This is a genomic window from Vagococcus carniphilus (assembly GCF_014397115.1).
In the GTDB taxonomy this organism is placed as follows: Bacteria; Bacillota; Bacilli; order Lactobacillales; family Vagococcaceae; genus Vagococcus; species Vagococcus carniphilus.
Genome location: NZ_CP060720.1, coordinates 577,212 through 592,415 on the forward strand (window position 1 = coordinate 577,212; position 15,204 = coordinate 592,415).

14 protein-coding genes and 1 other annotated feature (1 of these 15 cut by a window edge) are annotated in these 15,204 nt (G+C 33.7%); of the genes, 12 read left to right on the plus strand and 2 right to left on the minus strand.

Annotated elements, in window-relative coordinates; genetic code table 11:
- Positions 1-17: 17 nt before the first annotated feature.
- From rny to H9L18_RS03045, 10 genes are all read left to right on the plus strand, one after another.
- Entirely contained in the window at positions 18-1,571 is a 1,554-nt protein-coding gene (gene rny / locus H9L18_RS03000; RefSeq protein WP_126791186.1) for a ribonuclease Y, read from the plus strand.
- A 176-nt stretch (positions 1,572-1,747) separates the two neighbouring features.
- Positions 1,748-2,395: a helix-turn-helix domain-containing protein gene (locus tag H9L18_RS03005; RefSeq protein ID WP_126791184.1), complete on the plus strand. Its 648-nt coding sequence runs from the start codon at positions 1,748-1,750 to the stop codon at positions 2,393-2,395.
- 90 nt (positions 2,396-2,485) lie between these two features.
- The gene (locus H9L18_RS03010) at positions 2,486-4,240 is read left to right on the plus strand and encodes an ABC transporter ATP-binding protein (RefSeq protein ID WP_126791182.1); all 1,755 of its coding nucleotides are present in this window, start codon (positions 2,486-2,488) and stop codon (positions 4,238-4,240) included.
- Between the two features lie 14 nt (positions 4,241-4,254).
- A complete protein-coding gene (locus H9L18_RS03015) occupies positions 4,255-4,929 on the plus strand; it encodes a response regulator transcription factor (protein WP_126791179.1) in 675 nt (224 codons plus the stop codon).
- Entirely contained in the window at positions 4,926-5,975 is a 1,050-nt protein-coding gene (locus H9L18_RS03020; RefSeq protein ID WP_126791177.1) for a sensor histidine kinase, read from the plus strand. Before H9L18_RS03015 ends, H9L18_RS03020 begins: the two co-directional genes overlap by 4 nt.
- Before the next feature lie 63 nt (positions 5,976-6,038).
- Positions 6,039-6,914, plus strand: coding sequence for an AraC family transcriptional regulator (locus tag H9L18_RS03025; RefSeq protein ID WP_126791175.1), 876 nt, complete (start codon positions 6,039-6,041; stop codon positions 6,912-6,914).
- 79 nt (positions 6,915-6,993) lie between these two features.
- Positions 6,994-8,073: a Gfo/Idh/MocA family protein gene (locus H9L18_RS03030; protein WP_126791173.1), complete on the plus strand. Its 1,080-nt coding sequence runs from the start codon at positions 6,994-6,996 to the stop codon at positions 8,071-8,073.
- Between the two features lie 14 nt (positions 8,074-8,087).
- The gene (locus H9L18_RS03035; RefSeq protein ID WP_126791170.1) at positions 8,088-8,798 is read left to right on the plus strand and encodes a ThuA domain-containing protein; all 711 of its coding nucleotides are present in this window, start codon (positions 8,088-8,090) and stop codon (positions 8,796-8,798) included.
- 19 nt (positions 8,799-8,817) lie between these two features.
- Positions 8,818-9,786: a sugar phosphate isomerase/epimerase family protein gene (locus H9L18_RS03040; RefSeq protein WP_126791168.1), complete on the plus strand. Its 969-nt coding sequence runs from the start codon at positions 8,818-8,820 to the stop codon at positions 9,784-9,786.
- A 19-nt stretch (positions 9,787-9,805) separates the two neighbouring features.
- Positions 9,806-10,858: a Gfo/Idh/MocA family protein gene (locus H9L18_RS03045; RefSeq protein WP_126791166.1), complete on the plus strand. Its 1,053-nt coding sequence runs from the start codon at positions 9,806-9,808 to the stop codon at positions 10,856-10,858.
- A gap of 57 nt (positions 10,859-10,915) precedes the next feature.
- Here H9L18_RS03045 and H9L18_RS03050 read toward each other — a convergent pair whose 3' ends face one another.
- Together H9L18_RS03050 and H9L18_RS03055 are read right to left on the minus strand one after the other, a co-directional pair.
- The gene (locus tag H9L18_RS03050; RefSeq protein WP_126791164.1) at positions 10,916-12,880 is read right to left on the minus strand and encodes a heavy metal translocating P-type ATPase; all 1,965 of its coding nucleotides are present in this window, start codon (positions 12,878-12,880) and stop codon (positions 10,916-10,918) included.
- Positions 12,881-13,028: 148 nt separating this feature from the next.
- Positions 13,029-13,598, minus strand: a complete 570-nt coding sequence (locus tag H9L18_RS03055; RefSeq protein WP_126791162.1) for a GNAT family N-acetyltransferase — start codon at positions 13,596-13,598, stop codon at positions 13,029-13,031.
- Positions 13,599-13,870: 272 nt separating this feature from the next.
- Here H9L18_RS03055 and rplK point away from each other — a divergent pair, with 272 nt between their 5' ends.
- Together rplK and rplA are read left to right on the plus strand one after the other, a co-directional pair.
- Positions 13,871-14,293 (plus strand): 50S ribosomal protein L11, encoded by a 423-nt coding sequence (gene rplK / locus H9L18_RS03060; protein WP_126791160.1) that lies wholly within the window; start codon positions 13,871-13,873, stop codon positions 14,291-14,293.
- A gap of 106 nt (positions 14,294-14,399) precedes the next feature.
- On the plus strand, positions 14,400-15,089 hold the full coding sequence (gene rplA, locus H9L18_RS03065; RefSeq protein ID WP_126791158.1) for a 50S ribosomal protein L1: 690 nt from the start codon (positions 14,400-14,402) through the stop codon (positions 15,087-15,089).
- A 39-nt stretch (positions 15,090-15,128) separates the two neighbouring features.
- Positions 15,129-15,204 (plus strand) — a sequence feature (ribosomal protein L10 leader region); it runs 48 nt beyond the window's last position.

Here is a 15,204-nt window from a genome sequence, read left to right on the forward strand (position 1 = left end):
AGTATGGAGGTGTTTTTATGAATTTGATACTCCTCACTATCATCGGATTAATTGTAGGTTTGACAATCGGTTATTTTTTTGCGAAGTCCAAACACGAAAAATCAATAGCGGGTGCTAACAATACAGCGTCAGGTATTATTGAACAAGCAAAAAAAGAAGCCGAAACTCTAAAAAAAGAGAGTTTGTTGGAAGCTAAGGAACAGAATCAGAATTACCGATTAGAAATCGAAAGTGAGCTGAAGGAAGAAAGAGTAGAACTAAAAAATCAAGAAAATAGACTATTACAAAAAGAAAATAATCTTGATCGCAAAGATGACTCTTTAGAAAAGCGTGAACGTTCACTTGAAGAAAAAGAGGAAAAGATTGATTCTAAGAAACAATTGATTGATGAGCGGGAACAAGAGGTATCAGAATTAATCGACCAGCAAAAAGAAGAGCTGGAAAAAATTGCGGCTTTAACAAAAGACGATGCTAAAGATATCATTATGGCTGAGACTGAAAAAGAATTGACTCATGAAAGAGCAATACTTGTTAAAGAAAGTGATCAACGTGCTAAAGAAGAAGCAGATAGAAAAGCGAAAAACTTACTATCATTAGCAATTCAAAGATGTGCAGCAGATCAAGTATCTGAGTTGACAGTTACAGTGGTTAACTTACCAAATGATGACATGAAAGGCCGTATCATTGGTCGTGAGGGTCGAAATATCCGCACACTTGAAACACTGACAGGAATCGATTTAATTATCGATGATACTCCAGAAGCAGTTGTACTTTCTGGATTTGATCCTATCAGACGTGAAGTAGCACGAATGACTTTAGAGAAATTAATTCAAGATGGACGAATTCATCCAGCACGAATTGAAGAGATGGTTGAAAAATCTCGGAAAGAAATGGATGAAAGAATTCGTGAGTATGGTGAGAATGCAGCCTTTGAAGTAGGAGTTCACTCACTACATCCAGATTTAATTAAAACTTTAGGTCGTATGAGATTTAGAACTAGTTATGGTCAAAATGTTTTAAACCATTCTATTGAAGTATCTAAGTTAGCAGGAGTCTTAGCTGAAGAACTTGGCGAAGATGCTACATTAGCTAGAAGAGCTGGCTTGCTTCATGATATTGGTAAAGCATTAGATCATGAGGTAGATGGTTCGCATGTTGAAATCGGAACTGAATTAGTAAGTAAGTATAAAGAAAATCCAGTTGTGATTAACGCAGTAGCTTCTCACCACGGAGATGTTGAAGCAACTTCAGTTATCTCAGTGTTAGTGGCAGCAGCTGATGCTTTATCAGCGGCTAGACCAGGAGCAAGAAGTGAATCGTTAGAAAATTATATCAAACGTTTAGAACGTTTGGAAAATATAGCCAATGACTTCCCTGGTGTTGATACAAGTTTTGCTATTCAAGCAGGTAGAGAAATTCGTGTCATGGTGAAACCAGAGGAAGTAACAGATGACGAAGCAACATTGCTTGTTAGAGATGTTCGTAAGCGAATTGAAAATGAGCTAGAATATCCAGGACACATTAAAGTAACTGTTGTTAGAGAAGTTAGAGCAGTAGATTACGCGAAGTAATTATAATTCTTAATACAAGAAAGAGAACAAATGGTAAAACTATTTGTTCTCTTTTTTTGTTAAAAATGTCTTTCTTTAAAGGTTTGCAAAGATAATTTGCGAACTTGTTAATGACTTTTGATAGTAAGTAAAAGAATTTATTGAAATAATATTTAGTGAAAGGAGTTGTTTATTAAATGATATTAGGAGAAAAAATTAAAAGTATTCGTCAGGAAAATAAATTAAGCCAAGAAGAATTTTCCGAAAAATTTAATGTGACAAGACAAACTGTTTCGAATTGGGAGAATGGGAAAAGTGTCCCTGATTTAGAAACAATTGTTAAAATGAGTGATGAGTTTAATGTATCAACAGATGAACTATTGAAAGGGGATAAGAGTGTAGTTCAAAAAATAGACTCAGAGAAGAAAAAGAAAAATACATTGTTTATGATATTAATAGTTCTAATTGTAGGAATTAATTTTTCAGGTATCTTCTTTTATAAGGAGCTACAGAAGAAAAATACTGTTTCGTTTACCATGAAAGATGATAAAACGATGGATGTAAAAAATAAAAAAATGGAAGAAATAGGAGTAGGTTATTTTGCGGTTCCTAAAAAAGGGAACTATCAACTGAAATTAGACGGTGAAATTGATTCTGGTGAAGTAGAGGTTCTCATAAAAAATAGTCAAAGTAATAACACCGTTTATGAAAATTCTAAGGATCATATAGAAGATGAACAGTTAGTACTTCTAGATGAAGGTTCATATAAAATACAAGTTAGAGTAAAAAATATGAAAGAAAAACATGTAAGTTTATCCTACACTATCGGAATTGCTAATAAATAAAATATTGTAAATTTAAAGTTGAATTTGTTCATCTAGCGTTCATATAACTATTTTATAGTGTGGTTATTAAAGAAAGTTAAGGTGAATCACATGTTACAACTAAAAGAAAAAGAATCAATAAAAAAAATGAATAAGAATCAGCCAGGATTAAAAGAGTTGTTTCAATTAACCCAACCCAAAAAAAGTTGGTTGGCTATATCAGTTATTTCAAGTATTTTTGCTTCTCTTGTTGGTTTGGCTGTCCCTATGATTATTCAAAAAATGGTAGATAAATCTTTTTCAGGAATTTCGTTTAATCAAGGGATAATGGTAGTTTTATTGTTTGTCGGACAAGCTGTTTTGAGTTGTATAACTATTTATTTACTTGCGTATACAGGGCATTTTATGGTGAAAAAGATTCGAGAAAAATTAGCTCATCAAAGTATTTATTTTCCGATTTCTTATTTTCAGGTAGAAAGGCCAGGAGAATTAGTAAGTCGTACGATTAATGATACTAATTTAATTAAAGATTTTGTGAGTGAAAACATCCCTACTTTTATTTCAGGTATTGTCACACTGATTTGCGCCATTTTTATCTTATTTTACATGGATTGGAAAATGACATTACTTATCTTTTTAGCAATTCCTTTAGCTGCTGTAGTAATTGTCCCGCTTGGTAAAAAGATTTTTAGTATCTCAAAGAAAACACAAGAACAAACAGCAATGTTCTCTGCTGATTTTGGACAAGTTTTGTCAGCTTCGCCTTTAGTAAAAGCGTCTAATGGTGAAGAAGCAGTCGAAGCAGATATGAAAAATGGTATTAATAAATTATTTACGTATGGTAAAAAGGAAGCTAGAATTATTGCCACGTTAAATCCAATTATGTCGATTGTTGTAATGGGGATTATTATGGGAATTGTAGCATATGGAGGATATCGAGTTTCTCAAGGGACACTCTCAGCAGGAACCTTGATTGCTTTTATTTTATATCTTTTTCAAGTGGTAACCCCGATTGTAGCGTTTGGTACTTTTTTTACATCACTTCAAAAAATAAAAGGTGCAACAGAAAGAATTATTAATTTATTGGCAGAACCTATTGAAGATTTAACAACAGGTGAAGTAGTTAATATCAATGAAGGGGCTTTAGAATTTGAATCTGTTTGCTTTAGTTACAATGAAGAAGCGCCCCTGCTACAAGAAATCAATTTTTCTGCTAACATTAATCAAACAGTAGCTTTTGTAGGTCCTAGTGGAAGTGGTAAAAGTACTTTATTTTCATTAATTGAATCCTTCCATCAACCAAAATCTGGTAAAATTAAATATGGAAAGAAAGATGTAACTGAATTTTCGTTAAAAGAATGGCGTAAGAAAATTGGTTATGTTCAACAAGAAAGTATGATGTTGTCTGGTTCAATTAAAGATAATTTAACATTTGGTTTGGAAAGAGATGTTAGTGAAGCAGAATTAGATCATGTGATGGAACTGGCGTGTGGTAAAGAAATCATTGAACGTTTACCCGAAAGATATCATTCTTTAGTAGGTGAAAGAGGCTCACTTTTATCTGGTGGAGAAAGACAAAGAATTGCCATCGCAAGAGCTTTTTTAAGAAATCCTGATATATTACTATTAGATGAGGCAACGGCAAGTTTGGATAGTCATTCAGAAAAAGTTGTACAAGAAGGACTGCAAAACTTAATGAAAAATAGAACAACTCTAGTTATTGCTCATAGACTATCAACTGTTGTGAATGCTGATCAAATTGTCTTTTTAGATCATGGGAAAATAACAGGAATTGGAACACATCAAGAGTTACTCGAAACTCATGAGATGTATAGAGAATTTTCAACACAGCAACTAACTCATTAAGAAGAGGTGAAAAAATGAACAGGGTATTAATTGTAGATGATGATAAAAAAATATTAGAATTTATAACGATTGCGCTAGAAAATGAGCATTTTGAAGTTTACTCAGCTGAAAATGGTCCTGAGGCTCTTAATATTTTAGAAAAAACATTAGTTGATCTGGCGATTGTAGATGTGATGATGCCTGAGATGGACGGGTTTGAATTGACTGAAAAAATCAAAGGTTTTCTGGATATCCCTGTTCTATTTTTGACAGCAAGAGGTGAGCTGAGTGATAAGATTAAAGGCTTTAATTTAGGAGCAGATGATTATATTGTAAAACCTTTTTTGATTGAAGAGCTTATTTTAAGGATGCAAACCTTACTTAAAAGATATCGGATTAATCAGCAGCTTAATATAAGTGTTGGGAAACTGACACTACTTACAGAAGAGCAATTGGTTAAGGTTAACCAACACTATCTGGATTTAGCGCCAAAAGAATTTCAAGTACTACTCTATTTAGCAAATCGAAAAGAAAAAGTAGTGACAAGAGAAGAACTAATTACTAAACTCTGGGGATATGATTATGAAGGAGACGAACGAACAGTTGATGTTCACATAAAACGTGTGAGAGAAAAGCTGTTAAGTGAGATGTCACAAGTTGAAATTAAAACAGTTCGAGGAGTTGGGTATCGATTGGAGGAAGTCCGTTGAAACGAAAACTAATCAAAATGCTGATTCATATATCAACGTTTATATTAGCGATGAGTTGTTTTATTTTGTCATATTGGTTAGTTGATAAAACTTTAGTAATGTTTAGTTTAACTTTTTCTTGGTGGTTGAAACAAAGTTTAGTGACTATTTTAGGTTTTGTTATTACTTCTATGATAGGACGTCTTTTTGTTAACGAAAAAACATTATTTATCACAATGAAGCGGATGTTAAAAAAGATGAGCCAAGGAGATTTTGATATTGATACAAAAGATGAGGGGAAACTTTTTAGATACATTGATGATGATTGGGATGATTTTTTAAAACAATTAGACCAAACGTCTTTAAGGTTGAAAGAAATGGAAGAGTTAAAGCAGGGATTTATTTCTGATGTGTCTCATGAAATCAGGTCTCCTTTAACATCAATTATTGGGTTTACTCAATTAGCTAAACAGGAAAATGAAGACGAGAAAAAGCGGCATTACTATTTGGAAAACATTCAAGAAGAATCATTACGTTTGTCTGATTTAAGTGATAGCTTATTAAGACTTGCTACTCTTGAAGAGAATCGAGAAATTGAGAAAAAAACTTACTCTCTCAATCAGCAATTGGAACAAGTTATTTCACTATTTAATATTCAACTAGCTGAAAAAGAAATGACTTGCCATATAGAGTTGGAACCCTGTCTATATGAAGGCAATGAAGAATTAATGTATCAAGTTTGGCAAAACTTAATTGGAAATGCGATTCGTTTTAGTTCTTCTCAAGATACATTATTTATTTCGTTAACAACTGACGATGAGATTTTTACTGTTTCAATTAAAGATACTGGAATCGGAATGGATGAAACGGAAAAAAATAGAATATTTGAGCGCTTCTATAAAGCAGATACCTCAAGAACTTCAGTAACAGGTGGAAGTGGATTAGGTTTATCAATTGTTTCTAAAATAGTGGAATATCACGGTGATTTAAAAATTGATGTTTTGAGTGAAAAGGGAATAGGAACTACTTTTAAGGTAGTTGGAAAAAAAGCAAAGAATGAGCCCTAATAGTGGTTTTCTTTGCTTTTTTTGCTATACTGATTTTAAAAATAATCAAAAGGAAGTTTAGAAATGAGTTTATATTTAGAAATACCCGAATGGCCGTTATCATTTCCTTTTAGAACGTTTGAAAATGTAGGAGAAATTATTGTGCCACCTCATTGGCATAAAGAAATAGAGATGATTTTTGTAACGAAAGGGTCTGTCAATATTGGGTATGATGGGCAAATCATTCAAGTGCATGAAGGAGAGATTTTTGTATTTGGCAGTGGAGAATCCCATTATTTTGTTGCGTCCCCAGGAAGTAACCGTTTAGTCTTTCAATTTGATTTAAATCTTTTCAGAGATTCTTTATTTAAAGATACCGGACACATGGAACTAGTGAAATTATTTGAAAAGGCTGAAAATCACAGTGTGAATTGGCCTTATGAGGTTAAAGAAAAAGTCATTGCTTGTCTGGGTGATTTATTTGAAGAGATGAAATATTTAAAAATAGGTTATGAACATGCGATGATTAGTAGCCTGTTAAAACTCATGACCATTTATTACCGAGAGATACCTGCTAAAGAGGAGAAACAAGAGAGTGCTAATTTTACAGAAGCTCTCAATAATCATGATACACTAGAGCGATTAAATGAAATTTTTATTTATATTGAAAATCATTATAGTGAAGGAATTACACTAGATGAAATAGCAGGAGTAGTTGGTTTTAGTTCCTATTATTTCGCTCGTTTTTTTAAGAAAAATACAGGACAAACTTTTATGCAATTTTTGACTGATTATAGAATTAATCAAGCTAAATATATTTTATCTCATGAAAAAATCCCAATGATTGAAGTAGCTGAAAAATCAGGGTTTAATAGTGTTAAAACCTTTCATCACGTGTTTAAAGAGCAAGTTGGTATGTCGCCTTTAAAATTTCATAAGTCAATATTCGGGAATAATTAAGTCTAAATTAAGGAAGAAACCCCTATCAAAGTTTTGTAGAATGATGTTACAAACAAAACGTTGATGGGGGTATTTTTTTATGACTTTAAAAATAGGTATTATCGGTTGTGGTGGAATTGGAACAAATAAACATATGCCATCTTTAAAAACAATTGAAGAAGTAGAGATGGTTGCTTTTTGTGATGTAATCTTAGAACGTGCGGAAAAAGCAAAAGAAGTGTTTGGGACAAGTGATGCTAAAACATATACAGATTATCAAGAATTACTTGAAGATAAAACAATTGATGTTATTCATGTCTGTACACCAAATAATTCTCATGCTGAAATTTCAATTGCAGGACTACATTCAGGTAAACACGTTATGTGTGAAAAGCCAATGGCAAAAACAAGTGAAGAAGCTAGAGCTATGCTTGAAGCTGCTAAAGAAACAGGTAAAAAATTAACGATTGGTTATCAAAATCGATTTAGAACAGACTCAACTTATCTACATGAAGTTTGTGCAGATGGTGAATTAGGAGATATTTATTTAGGCAAAGCTCATGCTATTCGTCGCCGTGCTGTTCCAACTTGGGGTGTCTTTTTAGACGAAGAAGCACAAGGAGGTGGACCTCTAATTGATATTGGGACACATGCCTTAGACTTAACACTTTGGATGATGAATAATTACAAACCAAAATATGTAGTAGGTAATACATATCATAAATTATCAGCAACCAAAAATGCAGCCAATGCTTGGGGACCTTGGGATCCAGAGAAATTCACAGTAGAAGATTCAGCATTTGGATTTGTCACAATGGAAAATGGGGCTACGATTACACTAGAAGCTTCTTGGGCATTAAACAGCTTAGATGTAGGAGAAGCTAAAACAAGTCTTTCAGGCACTAAAGGTGGAGCAGATATGAAGGATGGCTTAGTGATTAATGGTGAAGATCGTGGCCTACTATATGAACGTAAGGTTGAGTTAGAAACAGGAGGCGTTGATTTTTACGATGGTACAGGATCAGACCCAGCCGTTTTAGAAGCTGAATCTTGGATTAATGCTATTTTAACGGATACAGAACCTATCGTAAAACCAGAGGAAGCTTTAGTTGTAACAGAAATTCTAGAAGCTATTTATGAATCATCTAAAACTGGTGAGCCAGTTTTCTTAAATAAATAAAAAGGATGAATGAAATGATTAATGTAACAGTATGGAATGAATATCGCCATGAAAAAACGGATGAAAAAGTTAAAGAAATGTATCCAGAAGGTATTCACGAACAATTGAAATCTTTTTTGACTGAAGAATTTACTGTAAAAACAGCCACTTTAGATGAAAAAGAACATGGGTTAACAGAAGAAGTTTTAAATGATACAGATGTCTTAGTTTGGTGGGGACATATTGCTCATGATGAAGTATCAGAAGAGATTGTTAATCGTGTACATGAACGTGTTTTACAAGGAATGGGACTAATAGTTTTACATTCTGGTCATATGTCTAAAATATTTATCAAGTTGATGGGAACAAGCTGTGATTTAAAATGGCGTGAAGCAGATGAAAAATGTCGTATTTGGAATGTTAATCCAAGTCATCCGATTGTCGAAGGTATTGGCGAATATATTGAATTAGAAAAAGAAGAGATGTATGGTGAGCATTTTGATATACCAGCACCAGATGAATTGATTTTTATTAACTGGTATCAAGGTGGAGAAGTTTTTCGCGGAGGATGTACTTATAGGAGAGGTAACGGGAAGATTTTCTATTTCCAACCAGGACATGAGACTTATCCTTCTTACTATCATCCAAAGGTACAAAAAGTTATCAAGAATGCTGTGAAGTGGGCAGCACTTAAAGACCATAATTATCCAACTTATGGGAATCATAAACCACTTGAAACATTATAATTGAAAGGATTGATATCTAATGAAATTAGGCGTATTTACTCCACTTTTTAATAACTTAAATTTTGATCAAATGATAGAAGAAGTCGCAAAAAGAGGACTTCAAACAGTAGAAATCGGAACAGGAGGATCTCCTGGTTCTTCCCATTGTGATGTAGATAAATTATTAGCAAGTAGTGACGAGAGAAAAGAATATTTATCCAAACTACAAGATAAAGGGTTAGAAATTAGTGCTTTTAGCGCCCATCATAATCCGATTTCTCCCAATCCAAAAGAAGCTAAAGAAGCGGACGAATTATTACGTAAGACAATCCAGTTAGCTTCATTGATGAATGTGCCAGTTGTTAATGGTTTTTCTGGTGTTGCAGGAGGAAACGAAACAGATACGAGTGTGAACTGGCCTGTATTACCATGGCCAACGGATTATACGGATATTTATCACTACCAATGGGAGAAAAAATTGATTCCTTATTGGAAAGATATTAATCAAGTGTGTGAAACTGCAGGAGTGAAAATTGGTATCGAACTTCATGGTGGTTTTCTTGCTCATACACCTTATACTATGCTGAAATTAAGAGATGCTGCAGGTGAAGCAATAGGTTGTAATTTGGATCCATCTCATTTATGGTGGCAAGGAATTGATCCTGTGGGAGCTATTAAGATATTAGGTAAAGAAAATGTGATTCATCATTTTCATGCAAAAGACACTTATTTAGATCAAGATAATATTAATATGTACGGTTTAACTGATATGCAACCTTATAGTGATGTTCAAACACGTGCTTGGACGTTTAGATCAGTTGGATGTGGTCATAGTATTCAGGAATGGTCTGACATCATTAGTGCCTTAAGATTGTATGGTTATGATTATGTTTTAAGCATTGAGCATGAGGATCCTTTGATGTCAATTGACGAAGGGTTTGACCGTGCAGTCACAAATTTAAAATCAATCATGATTAACGATCAACCAACAGATATGTGGTGGGCTTAGTCAGTAAGGGGGAAGACAAGTGAACTTAATCAATTTAGTTGTTATTGGCTATGGTGGCATGGGAAGCTATCACGCTAGAGAATTAATAAAAGAAACAGATGGTGTTAAAGTTGTAGGTATCCATGACATCGATCCTGAACGGTTAGAATTAGCTAAAGAGAATCATTTTGAAGTTTATGAAACCTTAGAGAGTGTTTTGACAGACCAATCAGTTGAAGCTGTTTTAATAGCGACACCAAATGATTCTCACAAAGAATTGGCTATTGCTGCGATGAAGGCAGGAAAACATGTTGTCTGCGAAAAACCAGTTATGATGAACACAAAAGAATTAGAGGAAGTTATGACTATCTCTAAGCAAGAAGAAAAAATATTTATGGTTCATCAAAATAGGCGTTGGGACAATGACTTTTTAATTATTCGTGATTTATATCAACAACCAAAAATAGGAGAATTATTCCAAATTGAATCAAGAGTACAAGGAGCTAACGGTATTCCTGGTGACTGGCGCCATCTAAAACAACACGGTGGTGGAATGGTTCTTGATTGGGGAGTTCATTTATTAGACCAACTATTATTCATGGTTGATAGCAAATTAACGACAGTAGCAGCTGATTTAAGTTATGTCTTAGGTGATGAAGTTGATGATGGCTTCATTAGTTATTTAACTTTTGAAAATGGCGTTAGAGCTGTCATTGAAGTAGGGACGACTAATTTTATTAAATTACCAAGATGGTATGTCAGAGGTTTTGAAGGAGCAGCAGTTATCAATGATTGGGATTTATCGGGAAAAATAGTTAAACAAACAGGAACGATTGATCACCACAATCTTGTACCAATCCAAGCAGGACAAGGGTTAACTAAAACAATGGCTCCACCATCAGAGGAAGCAACAACAACTTATGAAATAAATGAAGTAGTAGCTGATTTTGATTCTTTCTATCATAATTTTTATGAAGTCGTTAGAAAAAAAGCAGAACCAATTGTTAAAAATGAAGAAGTCTATCGCGTGCTAAGATTGATTGAAACAATCTTTGAAGCCGCTGAAACAAAACAAGTTCTAACATTTGAATAAACTAAAAAAAGTGAGTCAGAAAAATTAATCCTGACTCACTTCTTTTTATTGTAATATCTAATCTTTTAAAGGTTTTAATAATCTTAAACCATTGAATAAAACGATTAAAGTACTACCCTCATGGGCAATTATACCTAAAGGTAAATTCATCTTACCAATGATATTAAGCACGACAAGAAGTAGAACGATAAACATTGAGAAAACGATGTTTTGCATAACTACTTTGTCTAATCGTTTAGAGATTCGGTGAGCGTAACCAAGTTTAGTTAAATCGTTTTGCATTAAAACGACATCAGCTACATCAATTGCAATATCAGTACCTTCTCCCATTGCTACACCAATATCTGCTTTAACAAGAGCAGGTGCGTCATTTACACCGTCACCAACCATTGCAGTTGAACCATATTGTTTCTCTAAGTCTTCAACAATAGCAGATTTATTTTCTGGAAGGACATTGCCGATTACTTGGTCCATACCTAATTGGTTAGCAACAGCGCGACCAGTTTTTTCAGCATCACCAGTAATCATAGTTGTATGAATACCTTGTTCTTTCAGATAAGAAATAACACTTTTAGCATTTTCATTAGGTAAGTCCATCATAGCAATTAAACCTACAACAGAATCATTTTCAGAGAAGTAAACGACAGTTTTACCTTGTTCAGCATATGCGTGATTCAATTGTTCAACTTGACTTGAGACTTGCTTAAATTGTGAAGGTTTACCAATGCGGTAAGTATTTCCACCGTAGTTAGAAACTAGACCTTTACCAATTTGATTGTCGATATCAAGTTCAATTGTTTCTGTTACATCAATATGAGCTAAAATAGCATCTGCTAATGGGTGATTAGCTTGTTTTTCCATTGCAGCAATAATGTTTAAATAGTTAGCTGAGTTGTTTTTATTTTCTACAGTAAAGAAGACATCTGTTACTTTTGGTTTACCTTCAGTTAAAGTACCTGTTTTATCAAATGCAATTGCGCGAATACCAGCCAAGTTTGAAAGGAAAGAACCACCTTTGAATAAAACGCCACGTTTAGCTAAGTTTGAAATACCTGATAAAGTAGCAGGTACATCACTAGCAGCTAAGGCACAAGGTGAAGCAACAGTAAGGAAAACCATTCCTTTATAGAAACTTTCATACCAAGTGTGACCAAAAATAAGGGGCATTGCAACAATATATAGAGTAACAATAACCATTACAGCAGTTACATATTTAGGTTCTAATTTTTTAATTTTTGTTGCTTTTTTAGAAAGATTTGATTGAGATTGATTAACTAACTGTAAAATTTTAGCAAAAACTGTATCTGAACTTTCTTTTGTTACTTCAATTGTGATACTGCCATTTCCGTTAATTGTACTACCAAAAACATCATCACCAACTGTTTTTTCAGCAGGCATACTTTCACCATTAATAGAAGATTCGTCAATAGAAGTATAACCTGCAATGATGCGACCATCTGTTGGAATTTGATCTCCATTCAACACTTTTAATTGATCGCCAATTTTTAAAGTAGCAACATCAACAATTTCAGTAGATCCATCAGCTTTGATTAGTCTAGCTTCAGTTGGGTTCATTTTCATTAAATTAGTGATTTCACGTTTACTTTTACCTTCAGCGTAATCTTCTAAAAAGTGAGCCCCAGCAAAGATAACAATGAGTAGTGCCCCTTCTTTGAAATCACCTATAATTGCAGCACCAAAGGCAGCTAATGTCATTAAAATATGAACGTTAGGGGTAAACTTACGATTTTGTTTTGTTTGAGAAATAGTATCCTCAACACCTTCAATAATAATGTGGTAACCTGACATAAAAATAGTTGCAGTAGCTAAAATATTTTGGAAAATACCATCAGCTACAAAAAGACTAGCAATATAAGTAACTAAACCAATAAAAAATAAAACGACAGGTAATTTTCCGTGATCATGATCGTGGTTGTGACCGCTATGATCGTGGTCATGTCCATGGTCGTGATCGTGTGAATGATTGTGATTTTTGTGGTCATGCTCCATAGAATGTTCCATAATAAACTCCTCCTCAAATATATGTAAAAATTATCATATGAATATTTCTTCATGTGTCCAGTATAGTGGATGATCTCCAAAAAATCAAGAGAAAACATAAAAAACACCAAAGAATTTTGACATTCTTTGGTGTTTTATAGTAAAAAGATTATCCAACTTGTTTTTGTAAGTGATCATAATCATGGTTAGCAATATCTATTTGTCCGACTTTTTCAAAACCGTTGTTCAAATAAATTCTACGGGCATTGTCATTAATTTTATCAACATTTAAACCTAATTTGGTTCTATTATGTTGTTTAGCTAAATTAGGCAGAGCATCTAATAATTCTCTAGCAACACCTTTTCCTCTAAAGTTGGGAGAAGTAACTAAAGTATCAAGATACCATTCATCCTTAAATGTTTCTTCATCATCGAAAAGTTTATATTCTTCAGATAAATCGTGAGCAAGTAAAAGGTTGATAAAAGCATCATCAATCGTTTCTTCTAAATGATCTGGATAACCAAAAGCAATTCCTGCGACTTGACCTTCGATTTCTTTAACAATCGCATTATTAAAACCATAGCGATAATCAGGCTCTTCAATATAAGCCTTAACTAATAACTCTTTTACTTTTGATTCGGGTAATTTACTAAATATATCTAGTTCCATGTCTTTTAGGACAATCATGACTAAATCCATTGCTTCGTTAGCATCTTTAGGTTCTGCTAAACGTATCATAGGTAACAGTCCTCCTTAATAATCTTAATCATACTCTATCACGGTCTATTTTTAGATTCAAGTAACATGCAAGAAAAGGATAACCAGATATAAACAATTATATAGTAGGAAGATGGGAAATAAGAATAATTTGTTAAGTAGTGATTGACAGTTCTTAGAATATTTTATATAATATTCGAGTATGCGTAGTGAAATACGTTTATTTTTTTAACGTGGGAGGAGAAATTTACATCTCCATTAAACCACATCACGGACTTAAGGAGGTATGTCTCGTGGCAAAGAAGGTAGAAAAATTAGTTAAATTACAAATCCCAGCAGGGAAAGCAACTCCAGCACCACCAGTTGGACCAGCATTAGGTCAAGCGGGAATTAACATTATGGGATTCACAAAAGAATTCAACGCTCGTACAGCAGACCAAGCTGGATTAATTATTCCAGTTGTAATTTCTGTATATGAAGATCGTTCATTTACATTTATTACAAAAACACCACCAGCTGCAGTATTACTTAAAAAAGCTGCAAAAATCGATAAAGGTTCTGGTGAGCCAAATTCTAAAAAAGTTGCAACTGTAACTAAAGATCAAGTAAAAGAAATTGCTGAAACTAAAATGCAAGACCTAAACGCAGCTGACGTTGAAGCAGCTATGCGCATGGTAGAAGGTACTGCACGAAGCATGGGTATCACTGTAGAATAATTTTATTCAAGTGACACTTAGAAGTAGCTTCTCAGTCGGTTTATATTGAAAAGTATAAATTCGTGGGAGGTTCAACCGTTATAACCACAATCAAGGAGGAAACAAAATGGCTAAAAAGAGTAAAAAAATGCAAGAAGCATTAAAAAAAGTAGACGTAGTAAAAGAATATTCTGTAGCAGAAGCTGTTGCTTTAGCTAAAGATACTAACATTGCAAAATTTGACGCAACTGTAGAAGTTGCTTATAACTTAAATGTTGACCCTAAAAAAGCGGATCAACAAATTCGTGGTGCTGTTGTATTACCAAACGGTACTGGTAAAACTCAAACAGTTTTAGTTTTTGCTAAAGGCGAAAAAGCTAAAGAAGCTGAAGCTGCTGGAGCAGACTTTGTCGGCGATGCTGACATGGTTGATAAAATCAAAGGTGGCTGGTTTGGATTTGACGTAGTTGTTGCTACACCAGACATGATGGCACAAGTTGGTCAATTAGGACGTGTCTTAGGACCTAAAGGCTTAATGCCAAACCCTAAAACAGGAACTGTTACTATGGATGTAACTAAAGCTGTTGAAGAAGTTAAAGCTGGTAAAGTAACTTACCGTGTTGACAAACAAGGTAATATCCACGTTCCAATTGGTAAAGTATCATTTGATGATGCTAAATTAATTGAAAACTTCAATACAATTAACGATGTAATCCTTAAAGCAAAACCTGCTGCAACAAAAGGTCAATACATTAAAAACTTAACAGTTACAACTACATTTGGCCCTGGTGTTAAAGTAGATAAATTTTCTTTCTAAAAAAACTTGTCCTAGACAACTATTTATGATATAGTTGTCTAGGTTATAATAACTGTACCGAAGACAGTAGGTGACGTAAGTCTTAATTTCCTACCGAGGACGATATTGAATGAAT

Coding starts and splice junctions, on each gene's coding strand:
- rny (WP_126791186.1), top strand. CDS start 18: ATGAATTTGATACTCCTCACTATCATCGGATTAATTGTAGGTTTGACA.
- H9L18_RS03005 (WP_126791184.1), top strand. CDS start 1,748: ATGATATTAGGAGAAAAAATTAAAAGTATTCGTCAGGAAAATAAATTA.
- H9L18_RS03010 (WP_126791182.1), top strand. CDS start 2,486: ATGTTACAACTAAAAGAAAAAGAATCAATAAAAAAAATGAATAAGAAT.
- H9L18_RS03015 (WP_126791179.1), top strand. CDS start 4,255: ATGAACAGGGTATTAATTGTAGATGATGATAAAAAAATATTAGAATTT.
- H9L18_RS03025 (WP_126791175.1), top strand. CDS start 6,039: ATGAGTTTATATTTAGAAATACCCGAATGGCCGTTATCATTTCCTTTT.
- H9L18_RS03030 (WP_126791173.1), top strand. CDS start 6,994: ATGACTTTAAAAATAGGTATTATCGGTTGTGGTGGAATTGGAACAAAT.
- H9L18_RS03035 (WP_126791170.1), top strand. CDS start 8,088: ATGATTAATGTAACAGTATGGAATGAATATCGCCATGAAAAAACGGAT.
- H9L18_RS03040 (WP_126791168.1), top strand. CDS start 8,818: ATGAAATTAGGCGTATTTACTCCACTTTTTAATAACTTAAATTTTGAT.
- H9L18_RS03050 (WP_126791164.1), bottom strand. CDS start 12,880: ATGGAACATTCTATGGAGCATGACCACAAAAATCACAATCATTCACAC.
- H9L18_RS03055 (WP_126791162.1), bottom strand. CDS start 13,598: ATGATACGTTTAGCAGAACCTAAAGATGCTAACGAAGCAATGGATTTA.
- rplA (WP_126791158.1), top strand. CDS start 14,400: ATGGCTAAAAAGAGTAAAAAAATGCAAGAAGCATTAAAAAAAGTAGAC.